The sequence below is a fragment of the Streptomyces sp. 4N124 genome, from assembly GCF_052245395.1.
Lineage (GTDB): Bacteria > Actinomycetota > Actinomycetes > Streptomycetales > Streptomycetaceae > Streptomyces.
In genome coordinates this window covers 90,760-106,901 of record NZ_JBQQBS010000027.1, presented here as the reverse complement: position 1 = coordinate 106,901, position 16,142 = coordinate 90,760, and the positions used below count along the sequence as shown (strand labels likewise).

Here is a 16,142-nt window from a genome sequence, read left to right as displayed (position 1 = left end):
GCGGTGGGTATGCGTGGTCGCGCTGCTGATGTTCGCCGCCGTGTGCTGCGCCGTGCCGGCAGGGGACGCGATCAGCGCGTACGTCGCACTGAAGGTGGGTGCAGGCACCGGCGATGGCGGGATCGCCGAGGGCGGCACGGCGGCGGACATCCCACCGCGCATGCTCACCGCCTACGAGAAGGCGGTCCAGCAGGTCGGCAAGCACGTGCCGAAGTGCCAGGGCATGCGCTGGCCGATCCTCGCCGGGATCGCCAAGGCCGAGTCCAAACACGCCATCGGCCGCACCATCGCCGCAGGCGGAGACATCCGCCCGAAGATCTACGGGGTGCTCCTCAACGGGTCCGGCGCCGGCGGCAACACGACCGTTTTCCCGGACACCGACGGCGGCAAATGGGACGGCTCCTCTCGAGGCGAGCGGGCTGTGGGCCCCTTCCAGTTCCTGCCCTCCACCTGGGAACGCGTCGATGCGGACGCCGGCGGCAACAAGACCGCCGACCCGCACAACGCCGACGACGCCGCCCTCGGCGCCGCGATCTACCTGTGCGGCAACGGCCGCGACTTGGCCAAGCGTGACCAGCTCAAGGCGGCGATCCTCCAGTACAACCGCTCCACCGAGTACGTCTCGAACGTGCTGGGCTGGATCAACCAGTACACAGCGCCCGCCAAAGACCCGGACCTGAGCAACGTCACGGGGAAGGTCCGCACCGTTATCGAGGCGGCGCTCTCCCAGCGCGGTGTGCCCTACTCCTGGGGCGGCGGCAACGCGAACGGCAAGTCGACCGGCATCTGCTGCTCCCCCAGCGGCAAGAGCGGCGCGAACACAGAGGGTTTCGACTGCTCGGGGCTGACCCTGTACGCGTACGCCAAGGTCGGCATCCAACTCCCGCGCACAGCGGCCGCCCAGGCCAGTGTCGGCCAGCGAGTGCCCGCGAGTCTCGGCACCGGTGCGCTCAAGGCCGGGGACCTCGTCTTCTACGCCTACGCCCCGGGCCGGGACTCAACGATCTATCACGTCGGGATCTACGCCGGCAGCGGCCAGATGATCAACGCAGCCCGCCCGGGCACCGTCGTACGACTGGACGCGGTCAATGCCATGTCTGGTTTCGCGGGAGGGGCACGGCTGCTGTGACAACGTCCCCGCCGCGCTCGCCGCGCCTGCTGCTGGCCACCACCCTGGTCTTGGCGGTGGCTGGGGTGTTCCTGCTGGCCCCGCCGCACAAGCCCAGCTCATCCGCTTCGTCGTCGCCGCCCGCGGCCGCCTCGGCAGCCCGGCCGTCATCGCCTTCCCTCAGCGAGCACTCTTCGCTCGACGCCGTGGACGCGTCCACGGCGGCAGCCACGGCGACGGCGTCGGCCATCGTGTCGGCGCTGCCGCCGCACGGCGAGGGCGCGGCTGGCGATCGGGCCATCCAGCAGGCCCTGGAGGCCGCGTGGCCCGCCGACCTGGCCACCGAGGACGAACGGCACCTGCTCGCGGCCGGGCGGGACCTGCTGCGCGCGGACGCCACCGGGATCGGGCGCGCCCAGTGGCCCGGCGTCTTCCGCGACTCCGGGCGGGCACTCGCTCCGGCCTTCGCCACGGCCCGCTTCCGCATCCAGGCCGCGATCGCCCGCCGCGACGGCAGCCCTGACACGGCGGTCGTGCACCTGGTGTGGGCGGGTGCCGACCGCGGCGGCACCTACACCGACGGCCGCATCACCGATCTGTTCTTCACCCGCACCATACGGAAGGGGGAGCCGACGTGGACTCCGCAGCCTCGTATCTGACGGAGCAGGCCCCTGACCGGGCCACGGGCCAGGTATTCGGCCTGATCACCGGGCTCGTCGAGGCCATCGGCTGGCTCTACAACCACTGGTACCTGATCGCCCTCACCATCGCCGTTTCCTGGGGTGTGGGCGAGATAGTGATGCGGCGCCTGGCGGAGCGGGCCCTTGCCGAGCGGATGGCCCTGGAGCTCACCCCCACCCGGCACTTCGACCCGGGCCTGGAGGAGATCTTCCGCCGCGGGGTGCAGCTGGCGCGGGCCTCGACGAGCATGCCGTGGTGGGCGCCGCGCCGGTCGAAGACGGTGCAGATCAGGCTGCGCGCGGACGGCACCGCGCCGCTGCGCTACCGCGTCGAAGGCCCCGCGGGTGGCGAACGGCTGCTGTCCATCACCCCGTTCGGGCCGAACGTCACCGTCGAGCGTTCCCGTCGGATCGTGGACAAGCCCCGCGATCACGTGGTGCGGGCGGAGTTCATCCTGCGCGGCAAGCTCACCTCTCCCCTGCGGGAGGTGCCACTGGAGCCCGACCCGCTGCAGCCCCTGATCGACGCCGTGTCCGACCTGCGCGCCGAACTGGGCGACCTCGCCGAGATCCGCCTCGACCTCCAGCGCGCCCCCAAGTGGGCGCTGCGCGCCCGCCGTCTGCAGCTCATGAGTACCGCCCGCCGCCAGGAGCGCCGGGAGACCCAGCGCGCGGCGCGCTGGGTGCGCCAGGACGCCACCGGGATCGAGGACTCGCTGGCCTGGAACCTGCAGGCGCTACTCACCGGCAAGGATCAATCAGCCGGGCGGCGGCTGGTGATGCCCCCGGTGCCGCGCCGGGTGGACCGGTCCGAGGCCCTCGGCAAGCTCGCCGAGGACGACCACCTCGTTCGCGTACAGCTGCTCGTGATGTGCGCGTCCAACGTCGAAGGCCGCGCCCAGGCCCGCCTCGCCCAACTCCAAGCAGGGTTCGATGTGTTCGGCGGCCACTCGCGGTGGGCCATGCGCGGCTGGCGGCTGGGACCGTGGCGGTTCGGCGCCGATCACTGGCCCACCCGGCGCAGCTTCGAACGCCGCTGGGACTTGGGACAGTGCCAGCCACCCCGCGCGAACTGGGTGCGGCTGGAGGAACTCACCGGCTTGCTCAAGCCGCCGACCGCCCACTGCCGGCTGCCGCTGCTCGCCGGTGATCTGCCGACCTTCGAGTTCGGCAATCCTGAACTGCTGCTGCAGGGCATCTACCGTGCACCCGACGGACGCAGGCGTCTGGTCGCCACCTACACCGCCGAGACGCTGTTCGAGTGCGCGGTGGGCAAGGCCGGCGGCGGCAAGACGGAACGCGCTCTGGCGCAGGCGATCGGGTGGGCACACGCCGGCGGCGGGCTGATGTTCCTCGACCCGCACCGCGACTCCTGGCCCCGCGCCGCGACGTTCCTCGCCCACGACCACCTGATGCAGAAGATCGCGCTGATCGACCTCAACACAGCCGGGCCCTCACCGATGCTGAGCTCGTGGAATCCGATCGCCCTGCACCACGGGCCCACTCCGCACGACGTCGTCGAGGCGGTCACCGACGCCTTCGCCACCATCCTCGGCTGGGACGACGCCACCGCTCCCCGCGCACTGACCATCCTCACCTCCTGCCTGGCCGTGCTGGTCGCCATCAACCAGGCCGCCTGCCAGGCCGGCCGCCGCGAAGACCAGACCACCCTCTTCCAAGTGCGGTCCCTGATCTCCGACCCCAGCTTCCGGGCTGCGGCGCTGGCCGCCGTGGCGGACCGGCTGGACGAGGAGACACGGGCGTGGTGGCGGACGGTGTTTCCGACCTTCCCCCCGGACGCGTTCGCCGTCGTCCTCAACCCCATGGCGCGGCTGGCCGCCAACCCGGTCACCCGTGCCTTCCTCGGTCAGCCGGTCGGCGTGTACAACAGCCGGGCCGCCATGGACAACGGGCTGGTCGTGTGGGTGTGTCCGGCCGGCAACGGCCCCACCGACCGGCTGCTGACCGCGCTCATCGCGCGGGACCTGCTGCGGGCGGTGCGCTCGCGCCGGGACACGCCCGAGGCCCAACGGCGGCTGTTCCGGCTGTACTTCGACGAGCTGATCACCCTGACCGGCGCGGCCCCGGAAACCATCGCGTCGATGTTCGAAGACTTCCGCAAGTACAGGGTCACCGTGCACGGGATGACCCAGCTGCTGGGCCGCCTGCCGGCCCCGGTGCGGATGTCCCTGACACAGAACGCGTCCACGCTGGCGTCCACGGCCGGTTCCAAGACCGCGATCGCTCCGATCACCGCGGAGTGGGGGGACAAGCCGAGCACGGACGAGGTCGCCGCACTCGACCGGTTCGAGCACTACATCACGCTCACCGTCGACGGGCGCCGTGTCGGACCCGTCCGGATCACCGGTCCGCACCTGGACGAGGTGTTCGCCGACTACGCCCGCCCCGGCAACGTCGCCACCCTGGAGCGCGCCGCCCGCACCACCGCCGGGGCGGTGCCGCTCGACGAGCTCACCGCCACCGCTGCCGCCCAGCAGGGCCGTGTCAGCGCTTTCCTCGCCCACCACGCTCCCGCCGCCACAGCGGACGTACGACTGAGCAAGCACACGGAGGGATACCAGTGATCTCCACCGCCGTCGAGCCACGCTGTCCGCTCGTGGCTGTCCTTGCCCGTGAGGTATCCCTGGGTGCCGTCGTCCTCGACGGCCTCGGAGGGGACGGGCGAGAACCAGAAGCGTGTGGGGTGCCGCCGACCGGCGGTGAGCCGTGCCCAAAAGCCGATCTGTAGGGGCATCGAGTGACGGTGTAGGTCATCCGGCTCCGGGTTCTGGGAGCCGGAGGGAGATCCGCGGTCAGGCGGAGGGCGCTGCCTGCTTCACCCTGCTGTATGCCATGGCCATCGTGTCGGGCTTGACGGTGACCACGGCCTGGGCGCGCGGAGTTCGCGAGGTGAGCTCGATGGTCGGCCAGGTCTGCAGGACAGCGGCCAGGATGATCTGGAGCTCGGTCCAGGCAAAGTTCTCGCCGATGCACTTGCGCCGTCCGTCTCCGAAGGCGAGGAACGCGCCTCGCGTTGTCGGGGCTCGCTCGGCGTTCCAGCGGTCTGGGTCGAAGTGGTGGGGGTTGGGGAAGTAGTCCGGGTCGTGCTGGTGGAGATAGGGACTCCAGACGACATCGGCGCCCTTGGGCACGCGGTGGCCGCCGAGGACGATGTCGCGGGTCGCGGTGCGGGTGACCATCCAGGCGGGCCCGTATTTGCGAACGGCTTCCTGCAGCACTTGGCGCGCGTAGGGCAGTTGGTCCAGGTCCTCGTGGCGCAGGGGCCGATCGTGGCAGACCGCGTCGAGTTCGGCGCGCAGCCGCTGCTCGACGTCGGGGTGCTGGGTGAGCTCGTACAGCGTCCAAGCGAGGGTGGTGCCGGTGGTTTCGATCGCGCCGGTCAGCAGGGTGATTGCCTCGTCCTGCAGCTGCTGTCGGCCGAGCTGGGCCTCGGCGCTGAGCAAGGTGTCGAACAGCCCGACCCGCTCGGCGGCGGCAGCCGGCGCGTGCGGGCATCCCTCGGCGTCGGCGGGGACCTCGGCTGCCGCGCTGCGCCCACTGCTGGCGTGGTGGTCGATGGCCTGGTCGATGAGGGCGCGAAGGCGCGCTACGCGGTCGGCGTGGGCGCGGTTGGCGGGCAGCGGTAGCCGGGTCACCCACGGTGGAAGGATGGTCTGCCGAATCGTTCCCTTCATGATGGCGGGCATCAAAGCGGTGAACTCGCCCTGCAGATGCGCCGGCAGGTCCGTGCCGAACAGCGCGACAAGGAACGCGGCGAGCGTGATGTCGTTCATGTCCGCGTACACGTCGCGCGGTTCGTTCTCCCGCCAGCGACCGACCATCTCGCGGACCTGGTCGATCATGGCGTCGCCGCGGGTGGCGATGTGTGCCTTGTTGAACATGGGCTGCATCAGGCGCCGGTTGCGCAGATGAGTATCGCCGTCCGCGACGGTGGCGAGTCCGTCGCCGAAGAAGACGCGCAACGCGTCGATGATCTTGCCGCCCTTGGAGAAATCCGCGGCGTCGGTCACCAGCACGCGGCGGGTCAGCGCGGGATCGGTGACGACGTAGGCCGGCGTGGGGCCGATGCCTATGCGTACGACGCTGCCGTGCTCGCGCAGGGAGGTGATGAACGGCAAGGGGTCGCGCGCGAGCCGGTGGGCGTGGCCGATCAGCGGCCATCCGCCGGGCGCTGTGGGGGTGGGGGTGGTCGACGCGGTGGGGGCGCTCATCGGGCGTTGTCACTCCTTGTGGGGGTGTCGTCAAACGCACCGATGCATGCCCAAGATCACGTGAGGGGATGCCGCCAGCCGGTGATCACTGCGTCACATGCACGGAGGGCGACACCCATAGGGCTCAGGGGCGCAAGGGGAGTTGGGCCTAGCGCGCGAGCCGGTCCTCCGCCGCCGCAGCCCACGGCTGACCAGTGAAGCAAGGTTTCGGCAAGGTACCTGCCCACGTTCACGCCACAGGGTATGAACCATGGCCCGCGGCACCGAGGGGTCACCCGCTGCATGAACGTCAGGAGGAGAGCAATGGCACGCAACGCGAGAAGGGCGGCTGTCGCAGCCGCAGGAGCGCTCACGCTCGCCGGAGCGCTACTCGCCGGGACTGCCAGCGCTGACTCGGCACAGGACTCCCGGACCTCATCGCATGGGGAGAGGCTCTCGACCGAAGAGATGAAGTCCGCCGTCTCGGTCTCGGCAGCACGTATGGACGTCGGGCCGATGGTCGGCGGACCGTGGAGCGATCCGGAGCCAGCCAGGTTCTATCCCGGGCAACCCAACAGTGCGCCGAACTGCGCCACGGGATACGCCTGCATGAAGATCAAGGAGGGCTCCCAGCCCACTTACACCGACTTCTGGTACTACTTCTACGGGTTGTACGAGGTTGAGAACTGGATCGGCCGCGGGTATCTCAACAACCGGCAGTACAGCGGAACCTCGTTTCGTACGTACAACGCATCCGGCGGCCTGATCGACTGCTACTCGAGCTATCCGACCGGTTCCATCTCCAATCCCAACTGGACTCCGGTGTACTACATCAGGCTTTCGCCTGCTGGCTGCTGACCAAGGACCCAGTCGGAAGGCCCACATCCACCGCTTGGGCCCTCTGGGGACCGGACGGGCCGCTGGTCAGCCGGCGGGGCATCAGGAGGCCGGCCACCCAGGTGATCCGGGTGTGCTGGGGGGGGAGGCGTTCGGCGTCGCGGGCCAGGTGCCGCCCTGGAACTGGGTGGCGGTGGTGTTCTCCCGGGCGTCAACCAGTGCCCGTCAGCGAGGTCGCCGTCGCAGCACGATGGCGTGCCAGGTGTCCCTGCGGCGTAGCGGCCTGAGCTTCTTGCCGATCGCTTCGTAGATCATGGCCACGCGGTTGTTCGGGTACGGGATCACGCGAGCCCTTCCTCACTGTGGGGAGCGGAGGTCCGGAAACTACCCGACGTGCCCGCCTGCAACTCGGAGTGTGATCGAAGTCAAATCCCTGCGCCTGAACGGAAGTTCACGTGGCTGCCGGATCTGACAGTGCTCGTCGCATTTCGGCTTGCTCGATGGCTTCGGTCACGATGGCGTGATCGAGATGGCGTGCAACGCCCACCAGGTAGGCCTGTTGCTGACTTTCCGGTACGTCGACGCCCGGAAGTTTCTCGGGACGGTCGGCTTCGGGTACCGGTGGTTCGTTCCGGGAGCGGCGCAGCGCGGCGTGGCGCAGGAGCGCGGCAGTCCGCGCGGCGTCGACATCGGCGCCGGCCTCGCGGGCGCGCCGCCATCGCTTCCTGTCTCGGTGCTGCTCGGCCTTCTGGCGCCGGCGATCGTCGTTGAGGACATCCTCGACTGCGGAGCCGGACGAGGTGGTCATCCACGGCTTGAGGATGCGGATGCCGTCCAGCGTCTCGATCATGATCCGGTCCAGCTTGATGCGGCTGTCCTGACGCCAGGAGGTAGCGATCACGAGGTGTCTCGCGTCGCCAACGACCATCTCCCACAAGGGTTTTATGGTGCGGATGTCGCGGCGGTCGCTCCGTGTGGTGGCCAGGACGAGACGGCCGAGGCTCTGATTGGCGGCGATGCCGCTGAGGATGGTGGCGACCCAGGAGGCGTCGGCGAGATAGTCAAGGTGGTGGTCACCGCGGACCAGGACGCTCGTCATGGCCGTGAGTGTGAACACGGCGGTGGCGAGGTCCAGCCCGACGGCGATACCGAACCAGACCATGCACCGGCGGACGTCTTTGGCGAGGTCGGGCCGGTTGGGCAGGGCAGCCTGGGTGCAGAGGATCATCGTGGCGACGACGGCCACGATGAGCGCGCCGAAGTAGATGATCTTCAGGGCGAATACCGCGGTCACCTCGGCGTAATAGGGACCGAAGTGAAGTGGCGGCGCGGCGCCGGACAGGTCGGCGTAGGCGTAGAGGGCGATCATGAGGGTGATCGCGCCGGCATAGAAGGGGAGCCATGCGCGCACCGCGCGACGTCGTTGTTCTTCGGTGTGCCGTTCCGGATGCCACAGCAGGGTCATGTAGTGGGCGTGCCCCACGCACAGCAGCGTCGCGACGTCGATCGCCAGAGCGGGCAGATTCGCTGAGTGCAGGATGCGGCCGGTGTCCCGGTAGATCGGCGGGGTGGCGAGCAGGAAGATGAGGCCCGCGTGCAGCAGGACCGAGGCGGTCAGTTTCAGGGTGGGGCCGGATTCACTGCGTGCAGCCACCGCTTTGGTGACGCCGAGGATCAGCGTGATGACGGCGATGGTGAGGTTGATGCCCGTCAGGGCGTCCTGCCACATCGGCTCACCAAGACCGGTTGGAGAACGCGGAAGTGATGGAGTCTGTGGGGCCGGACGCACCTCCGGGCGGGGCTAACAGCCGTGGCACGACCGTGGCCCAGGCCTCGACGGCCAGCTCCTCGGTGCTGTCGTGGGTGGCGCGCAGTTTGACCGGCCGGGACGCGTTGAGCACGTCGTGCACGAGATCCGGGGATAGCGTCGTCAACTGGTTGGCGAGCGTTTGCGGGTCGAGCTGGCTGCCGCGGACCTGCCCGTGTCCACTGACCAGGCAGTCGTCCGTATCGCAGACCATGCCGGGTAACAGGTGCCCGATCTCGTGGATCTTGACGCGGTACCGCTGCCATTCGGTGTTGTCGCGGCCAACGATGATGCGGTCCTCGGTGGGCCCGTGCAGGCACATTCCGCTCAGGGAGGCATCGAGATCTCTCTCATCGACCCGGACCGGGCGCTGGTTGAGCTCGGCGACGGCTTCGACGAGCTCCTGAAGTGTGGCGCCCGGGCGCAGGCCGAGGTCTGAACGGAAGATCTTGCGGGCCCGTCGGATGTCGTCGTCGAAGGAGCGACGGGGCTTGGGTGCTTCGTCAAGGGCGCGGCTGCGGAAGAATCCGGCGCGCTGGGCTCCGGTGCTGCCCATGGTGTCAGTCCTCCCGCCCTGGCATCGCGCACAGTGATGCGCGCGGTCGTCCCTGACGGTGGGCCCCGTTGCGTGTCTGCCTCGGCTGGCAGGCGGTTGGTGTGGTCGGCATCCTCCGCCCCTCCCTCAACACGATCACTGATGGTGTTGGTGGGTCTGCGGAGCGAGATTATCAGTCCAGAGGCATCTGCCACCGGCCTCGCTCCCAGTTCGCGGACCGGGAGCGCGAGACCGCCGCGGATGTTCCGACCGCAAGGCGCGCAGCTGCCTTGCACTCTGCGCGGGGCCGCTTGCGGCCGCTTCGCAGGCGGCCCAAGTACCGCAGCGTCGCCGGCTGTTGGGATCCGGTGGATACGGGCATTCTCGTCCTACACCGGTGCGAGCGCGGTGAGGGTGACGGGCAGCGACTGGAAGGAGTTGGAGGCGTACGTCTGCTCCGGGGTGAGCCCGTCCAGGTCGCTAGAGGCGACGTCGAAGCGGGTGAACAGAGCGTCGAGCGCGATCGTGGCGGTCATGCGGCCGAGCGGCGCGCCGATGCAGTAGTGGGCGCCGCGGGCGAAGCTCAGGTGCTGGGCGGCTGTGGTGCGGCTGAGGTCGAAGTCGTCGGCGGTGGGCCCGAAGTGGCTTTGGTCCCGGCCTGTCGCGGCGATGTAGAGCAGGACCGGTTCGCCGGCTCGTACCCATACGCCGTCGATGTGCACGTCGTTGACCGCGTAGTAGAACATCACGACTCTGATCGGGGAGCGCCAGCGGAGCGTCTCTTCCACGGCTGTGCGGGTCCAGTCCGGATCGGCGCCGCTGCGCGCCGCGGCGAGCTGGCCGGGGTTCTTCAGCAGGGACCAGACCGTGTTCGTGATCAGGTTCTTGGATGTTTCGTGTCCTGCGAACAGCATCAGCAGGAGCGTCTCTATGAGCTCTTTCCCGGTGAGACGGTCCTGGCCGTCGTGAGCGGTGATCAGGGCGGAGGTCAGGTCGTCGCCCGGTGCGGCCCGCTTGGTTTCGATCAGTTTGCCGAGGATCTGCCCGAGGCCGATCCCGGCGGCGAGCACCTCCTCCTCCTCGCTCTGGCTGCTGATGACGACGCCGTAGTACTCGGCGAGGAGGGTCCGGACGGCGAGGTCGTCGACGCCGAAGAGGTGGGAGATGACACGCATCGGTAGGGCGAAGGCGTAGTCCCGGCGCAGATCGATGACGCCGTTCGCGGCGGCCAGCTCGTCCACCAGTTCGGCGGCCATGGCCTCGATCGTGGGCCGCAGCCGTTCGATCCGGCGCGGCGTGAAGTCCTTGCTAAGCAGCGAGCGCAACCGCGCGTGGTCGACGCCCTTGCGGTTGAGCATGCTCTCCATGGTGATCAGCTTCAGCAACGGCCAGCCCTTGGGTATCAGCCCGTCCTGGTACGCCGCCCAGTCTGAGGGGTCCTTGCTGAAGTCGGGGCTGGTGAAGACCTTCTCGGCGGCTTCGTAGTCCGCGACGCACCAGGCACTGACGGCGTCGTCCAGCCTGATGGGCACGATCGTGCCGAGTTGACGCAGCCGGTGGCCTTCGGCGACTACATCCGTGGCGAAGGGGTCGAGGGTGGTCACGGGCTGGTCGAGGGAGAAGGTCATGGGTGGCCTCCGGGGGGTGCGGAACTCCGCGCTGGTGCACGGTGTGCGTTGGTGCTGAACGAGACGAGCAGCTGGCGGGGGCAGCGCATCATGATCGATTCCTCCCACTCGACTCGGCGTTCCTGGTCGGTGAGGCGGACGTCGGGGATCCGGTCCCAGACACATTCGATCGCTGCCTTGGCGATGGTGTGGGCGAGGTCCGGGAAGGGGCACTCGTGCGGGCCGTGACCGAAGGAGAAGTAGGACGCGTTGCGGTCGGTGAAGTCGCGCTCGGTCCCGAAGCACGGGTCGGTGTTCGCTCCGGCGAGGCTGAGTACAAGCATGTCACCCTTGCGGATGTGGCGTCCGCCCAGAATGTGATCACGGGTGGCCCACCGGCCGATCACGTTCTGCAGAGGCGTGCGCTCCCAGAGCGTGGATCGCAGGGCACCCTCGATGTCCATCCAGCCGGCCCACATTCCCACTTGGATGTCGCGGCGGCTGACTAGCTGTTCGATGGCGCATGCGATCCACGTACTGGTCGCCCCGTGACCCGCGATGAAGGTCAGCCAGATCTGCCAGCGGATCTCGTCGTCCACCGTGGCCTGGTCCCAGCTGCACCCGTTCGCTTCGGCGTTGCGCGCCCAGTCCGCGTCGTGCTCCCGGATGAGCCGGGTGGTGAAGTCCGCGGCCGGCTCCGCGCGTCGCCGGGCGACGTGCCGGGCCACCAGGTCCAGGACCTCTTGGGCGGCCTGCGGGGCGTCATCTCCCCCTTCAAGGAGCGTGAAGATGGCGGTCCGCAGAGGCTTCTCGGTCTCGGGCGGGAACCCAAACAGGCGCATCAGGGTCAGCATGGGCAGTTGCACCGCGTACTGGGCCACCAGGTCGACCTCACCGGCCGAGCAGAAGCGGTCGATGAGGCGGTGCCCGGTGGCCAGGGTGTCGCGGCGTACCCGCTGCAGTTTGTCCTTGCCGCCCAGCGCCCTGACCAGGGCGCTGCGCAGTCGGGAATGCTCCTCACGGGTGGCGAACAAGGCACTGGGATTCCGGCGGGTGTTCGGCTCCAGCGGCCACCCGTCGGGCATGCCGCCCTCGCGTGGACGCCAATGCTGCGAGTCCCGGCTGAAGATCTCTGCGCGCTGCGTGACCTCCCGCAGCTCCTTGTAGTTCAACACCGTCCACGTGAAGACGCCCTCGAGCACGGTCGGCACTACGCCTCCGTATTCCTCGCGGGCCACGCCGTACAGCTCGGCCGGATCGCGCCGCATGTCCTCGCGGATGAGATGCCAGGCGCCGCTATGGGCTGGACAGCCGCCCGACCGTAAGGACTCGCTGGTGGGGTCGGGAGAGGCAGCGGCAGGCTGGGTCATCGCACCAATTCCGTGGTTGCCTGGCAAGGACGGGAAGATGTACGAACCACCCGGGCCACGTCGATCGCCGGCCGCAGGGCATATGTGATCCTGATGGACCAGCTGTTCGGATGTCAACAATTGAAGAAGTGCTCTGGTCGGAGGCACCCCGGCCGGGTACGCTCACTCCGCGCAGCCGGTGCCGTGGCCCTTTGGAGACCCTGTTGAACGAAGCCTCCCGCCGGAAAGCGGCAGCCGCCGAGATCGCGCGGCTCCGGCGCGCTGTGGACCAGTACGCCGCCTTTCTGCGCCAGCCCGCGGAGCGGCTGCTCAACCCTCAGATCATCTCCCTGCATACAGGCGTCAGCCCCGATCGGGTGCAGGAGCTCCTCGACGGCGAGCTGCCGGAGGTCGAGCCGGACGACAAGGAATCGCTGGAGAAGTTTCAGCGTCAGTTGTTCGCGCAGCGGCTCACCTTCCTGCGCCAGACGCGCACCAAGGCCACGCCCGACGGCAGGACGGCCATGTACACGCTCGACGAGATCGAGGCCGCCACCAAGATCTCATCGCAGGGCGTGTGGCAGCTACTCAACGGCAAGCGTGGCGCGAACGCCAACCATGCAGACAGGCTGGAGAAGTACTTCGACCAGGTCTCCCGCCAATGCCAGCCGCCCTCTCGCGTGCCCCGCGGCTTCTGTCATCTCAACGAAGGCGCCGCCCTGATCGAACACCTCAGGCGGATGACCGAAGTCGACCTGCGCGAACTGGTCCTGACCTCCCTCGCAGAGGTCTACGGCGCACAGTCCGTACAACTGCGCACCGGCGGCGCGGGCGCGGACGACTTCACGCCGCTGCTCCCGGTCCTGGCCCAACTCCGCGACGACGCACGCCTGAACCGCAAAGACTTGTAGCCGCCCCGTTCCCGCCGCCTGTCCGGACGCAGGCCAGCGCCCGCACCTTCCGCAGCGGTCAATCCCTGCCGCTGATCGTGGCATGCATGCCACAGATGACGACATTCAGGCCCGGAACGTAGCCAGTGTGACGTGCAATTTCTTCAATTGTTGACACGCTGGCGGGTGTACACCACCATCAGGTGGTGCCGACGCCGGAATCGAGACGTCGACGTCGGCGAGCACCAACGCCCTGCCCACGACCGCTTCGCAGCTGCGCATCCGCCACCCCCCGATGACCGCGTAGGCCGGCTCCGACGACCGCCGCCAACAGCCCCTGGGGTGCGGAAGCACAAAGGGGAATCCGTTGATCACGCCGCAGTTGAACGCCGAGAGCTTCACCAAAACCGACGTCGACGAGTTCCACAAGCGGATGACGGAACTGGTCCGCACGTGCCAGTCGGTTGCGGACCAGTACCCTCGCGGCGTCTGGGAACCGTCCACGGCTGATGTCCGCGACCAGTTCGGTGAGTCGATGGTGCTGATTGCGGAGGTCTCCCGGACGCTGAACAGGAGCCGCTGGGGCATCCGCAAGGTCTGGGACAGGGCCCGCCAACGTGTACGTGCCTGAGGGGCATCCTCACGCTCGTCCAGTCGTCCAGGCCTCTTCGATCGCTCTCCGCGCGTTCCGGCTCCCCCCGTCTCGGGACTCGCCGAGAGCCAGGTGGGGGTCGGCCGGGACTCCCCAACCTTCCCGCCCGGCCCCCACCGCACCCCCGCTCAACCTGCCTCTGCACAGCCGTGCCAGCCGGTCTGATGAGGACTCATGTCTCGTGCCAGTCGATCGCAGCACCAACGCCCCGCCCTCATATGTCCGTGCCGACCCATCACGGCCTTTGCTTACTCCGGGATGTCGCCACGCATCCCTCGACGGCCAGTGTCGACGTCATCGGGTCCGCGGTTGTCGCGCCATGCCGCCACCTCGGTCGTACGAGCGAGTTGATGAGGATCCATGCCTTCTCGGCCGGACTCCACGCGAGCCTTTCGACTGCCCAGTGTGGACCCACTCGGGCGTATGCCCCCCTGCCCAGGGTCGCCGCGAGTCCCTCGACCGAGAGCATCGAAGTCATCGGCTCATCAGTGGTGGCTCACGGGGAGTTCAGCAGTGAGACGGTCGCCCGCATCCGCGACAGCCATGCCGGGCGGACCGTCACCCTCGACGATGACGTCCTCGTCATCTGGCCGCCCCATCAGGCCAACCCCGCCGGCGACGACGGCATGGCATGACCCCATCCAGAAGCCACATCCTCGAAGACTCCCGGCCCCAGGGCCTCCCCCTGTGGCCGGGCCAGGCCGAGACGCCGCTGTTCTTGAGAACAGCGGCGGACCGAGCAGCCAGGGTGCGCGGTCCCCCTCTCTTCATGCGCCCCGGCCCCACCCGTGGCTACATATCGACATCCGGATTCAAAAGTGAGCAGATACGTCCCGAGTTGCACGAGTGAACTCAAGTATCAGGCTGGGAAGTTGACTGGCAAATGCGTAATCTTGCCGCTACGCAAAGGCATAACCGCAGCTTGGATCAGGCCGCGGCTGTGGAATGCCGTACGCGGCGTCTGGGGCAGCGGCCTGCCGCACCGCGTCGGGGAGACCACGTGACACGAGCACTACGCCGCCCACCGGGGCTCACCGCCGTTCGCATCAGGAAGCACGCAACCGCCGTGCTCCTCGCTGGCACTCTGCTGGCATTGGCCAGTTGCAGCGACAGCGGCACGGGCGCGTCACCGTCCACGCCCAGCCCTACTCAAACCGCTGACTCGTCGTCTCCCAGTTCCACGGCTGAAACTGAGGCGGCCGCGGTCCTCGCCGCATACACCCAGTCCTGGGAGGCCCAGACCGAGGCCTACGCCAAGGCGTCTTCCGCAGGCACCGACTTGAGGAAGACCACCACTCTGCGAGCCCTGGGTCTCATCGAGCAGGACCTGGAGACCATGCGGAAGGCCGGGCAGGTGACGACCGGCAAGCCGATGATCCGCCCGCGGGATCCCAAGGTGACCGACGGTGAGATTCCCAAGGCCACCCTCACGGACTGCGTCGACACCACGAACTGGACGCTGATCGACAAGGCCACGAAGAAGAAGGTCCCACTGCCGTCAACGCGGCTCGTCAAATACGTCAGCACCGCAAAGCTCGAGAAGTGGGGAACGAAGTGGATGGTCACCGAGTTAACCGCTCAAACGCAGACCTGCTGATATGGCGCTCCGCCCTACTCGGTGCCGCTCTCGTCCTTGCCGCCGCGGGCACCGCCCAGGCCGGCGACGACCCCGATGTCGGTGCGGGCAAGTGCCAGGTCGTCAAGTTCTGTGTCGATGTCAGGGTGCCCGGCAAGACCGGCGGGGAAAACCAGCAGGCCAGCTCCCAGGACGGCGGCGACAGCAAGCTGAAGTGCAAGTACACCGAGATCGATCCTGAGCCACCGGCCAGCGCGGGCGAGCCCTGGAAGGGCGCAGACCCGAAGAAAAGCGATCTGTACTTCTACTCGTGTTGGGACACCACCAAGCCCGCTGGGGAGCAGCAGCAAAATCTTGACGGCTTCGTCGTCGTGCCACAGGGCCAGCCTCCCGCGCCGCAGGTGGACCCCCAGGAGTTGGCGCAGCAGGCGGTTGATTCGATGACGCTGCTCGGCCCGGACATCGCCAGCCCGAAGGCGGCCGGGAAGTACACCGTGGGTGTCCCGATGTGGATGTGGGTCAACCAGAGCGCCACGGCCTACGGACCGAACACCGCGTCGGCCTCGGCGGGCGGAATCACCGTCACCGCGACCGCGAAGGTGTCGAAAATCGTCTGGGAGATGGGTGACGGCTCTTCCGTGACCTGCAACGGCCCGGGCACGCCCTACCAGGCATCCGAGGGCATGGCTCAGTCGCCGACCTGCGGACACGTGTACTCCAAGACCTCGGGCGGTTCCCAGGGCGGCAAGTACCTGGTCACGGCGACCTCGACGTGGACGATCGACTGGCAGGGCGGCGGAGCGGCGGGCCAGCTCACCGAGGTCCGGCAAACCAACGTGCAGGTGGCGATCGGCGAGTTGCAGGTCGTCAGGTAACGCCGCCGGAAGGAC

At 68.4% G+C, this 16,142-nt stretch carries 14 protein-coding genes; 9 read left to right on the top strand and 5 right to left on the bottom strand.

The features are described 5' to 3' along the window. Window positions 1–13 precede the first annotated feature (13 nt). Genes ACTWQO_RS26245 through ACTWQO_RS26235 form a run of 3 tightly spaced genes read left to right on the top strand, consistent with a single transcriptional unit; the run spans window position 14 to window position 4,373 of the window. Window positions 14–1,129 carry a C40 family peptidase gene (locus ACTWQO_RS26245; protein WP_443239814.1) on the top strand — a complete coding sequence of 372 codons (1,116 nt, stop codon included), beginning with the start codon at window positions 14–16 and terminating at the stop codon, window positions 1,127–1,129. Next, window positions 1,126–1,767, top strand: coding sequence for a hypothetical protein (locus ACTWQO_RS26240; RefSeq protein WP_443239813.1), 642 nt, complete (start codon window positions 1,126–1,128; stop codon window positions 1,765–1,767). Before ACTWQO_RS26245 ends, ACTWQO_RS26240 begins: the two co-directional genes overlap by 4 nt. Next, window positions 1,743–4,373 carry an ATP/GTP-binding protein gene (locus ACTWQO_RS26235; protein ID WP_443239812.1) on the top strand — a complete coding sequence of 877 codons (2,631 nt, stop codon included), beginning with the start codon at window positions 1,743–1,745 and terminating at the stop codon, window positions 4,371–4,373. The genes ACTWQO_RS26240 and ACTWQO_RS26235 overlap by 25 nt, the downstream gene beginning before the upstream one ends. A 228-nt stretch (window positions 4,374–4,601) precedes the next feature. Here the strand turns inward: ACTWQO_RS26235 and ACTWQO_RS26230 are convergent, their stop codons facing one another. Beyond that, window positions 4,602–6,020, bottom strand: a complete 1,419-nt coding sequence (locus ACTWQO_RS26230; RefSeq protein WP_443239811.1) for a cytochrome P450 — start codon at window positions 6,018–6,020, stop codon at window positions 4,602–4,604. A 303-nt stretch (window positions 6,021–6,323) separates the two neighbouring features. On the opposite strand from ACTWQO_RS26230, the gene ACTWQO_RS26225 reads away from it, so the two are divergent. Beyond that, the gene (locus ACTWQO_RS26225) at window positions 6,324–6,857 is read left to right on the top strand and encodes a hypothetical protein (RefSeq protein ID WP_443239810.1); all 534 of its coding nucleotides are present in this window, start codon (window positions 6,324–6,326) and stop codon (window positions 6,855–6,857) included. Between the two features lie 430 nt (window positions 6,858–7,287). Here the strand turns inward: ACTWQO_RS26225 and ACTWQO_RS26220 are convergent, their stop codons facing one another. The 4 genes from ACTWQO_RS26220 to ACTWQO_RS26205 form a co-directional block, all read right to left on the bottom strand. Then, window positions 7,288–8,565, bottom strand: coding sequence for a DUF6545 domain-containing protein (locus ACTWQO_RS26220; protein WP_443239809.1), 1,278 nt, complete (start codon window positions 8,563–8,565; stop codon window positions 7,288–7,290). Between the two features lie 4 nt (window positions 8,566–8,569). After that, window positions 8,570–9,199 (bottom strand): hypothetical protein, encoded by a 630-nt coding sequence (locus ACTWQO_RS26215; RefSeq protein ID WP_443239808.1) that lies wholly within the window; start codon window positions 9,197–9,199, stop codon window positions 8,570–8,572. Window positions 9,200–9,567: 368 nt separating this feature from the next. After that, on the bottom strand, window positions 9,568–10,806 hold the full coding sequence (locus tag ACTWQO_RS26210) for a cytochrome P450 family protein (RefSeq protein WP_443239807.1): 1,239 nt from the start codon (window positions 10,804–10,806) through the stop codon (window positions 9,568–9,570). Further along, entirely contained in the window at window positions 10,803–12,155 is a 1,353-nt protein-coding gene (locus ACTWQO_RS26205) for a hypothetical protein (RefSeq protein ID WP_443239806.1), read from the bottom strand. The genes ACTWQO_RS26210 and ACTWQO_RS26205 overlap by 4 nt, the downstream gene beginning before the upstream one ends. Window positions 12,156–12,358: 203 nt before the next feature. Here ACTWQO_RS26205 and ACTWQO_RS26200 point away from each other — a divergent pair, with 203 nt between their 5' ends. The 5 genes from ACTWQO_RS26200 to ACTWQO_RS26180 all read left to right on the top strand — a co-directional run bounded on the left by ACTWQO_RS26200 (window position 12,359) and on the right by ACTWQO_RS26180 (window position 16,127). Beyond that, entirely contained in the window at window positions 12,359–13,045 is a 687-nt protein-coding gene (locus ACTWQO_RS26200) for a hypothetical protein (protein WP_443239805.1), read from the top strand. Between the two features lie 346 nt (window positions 13,046–13,391). Further along, a complete protein-coding gene (locus tag ACTWQO_RS26195; protein ID WP_443239804.1) occupies window positions 13,392–13,655 on the top strand; it encodes a hypothetical protein in 264 nt (87 codons plus the stop codon). 512 nt (window positions 13,656–14,167) lie between these two features. Next, the gene (locus ACTWQO_RS26190) at window positions 14,168–14,311 is read left to right on the top strand and encodes a hypothetical protein (protein WP_443239803.1); all 144 of its coding nucleotides are present in this window, start codon (window positions 14,168–14,170) and stop codon (window positions 14,309–14,311) included. 644 nt (window positions 14,312–14,955) lie between these two features. Beyond that, window positions 14,956–15,273, top strand: a complete 318-nt coding sequence (locus ACTWQO_RS26185; RefSeq protein WP_443239802.1) for a hypothetical protein — start codon at window positions 14,956–14,958, stop codon at window positions 15,271–15,273. Between the two features lie 125 nt (window positions 15,274–15,398). Further along, a complete protein-coding gene (locus ACTWQO_RS26180; RefSeq protein WP_443239801.1) occupies window positions 15,399–16,127 on the top strand; it encodes an ATP/GTP-binding protein in 729 nt (242 codons plus the stop codon). The last annotated feature ends 15 nt before the right edge of the window (window positions 16,128–16,142 follow it).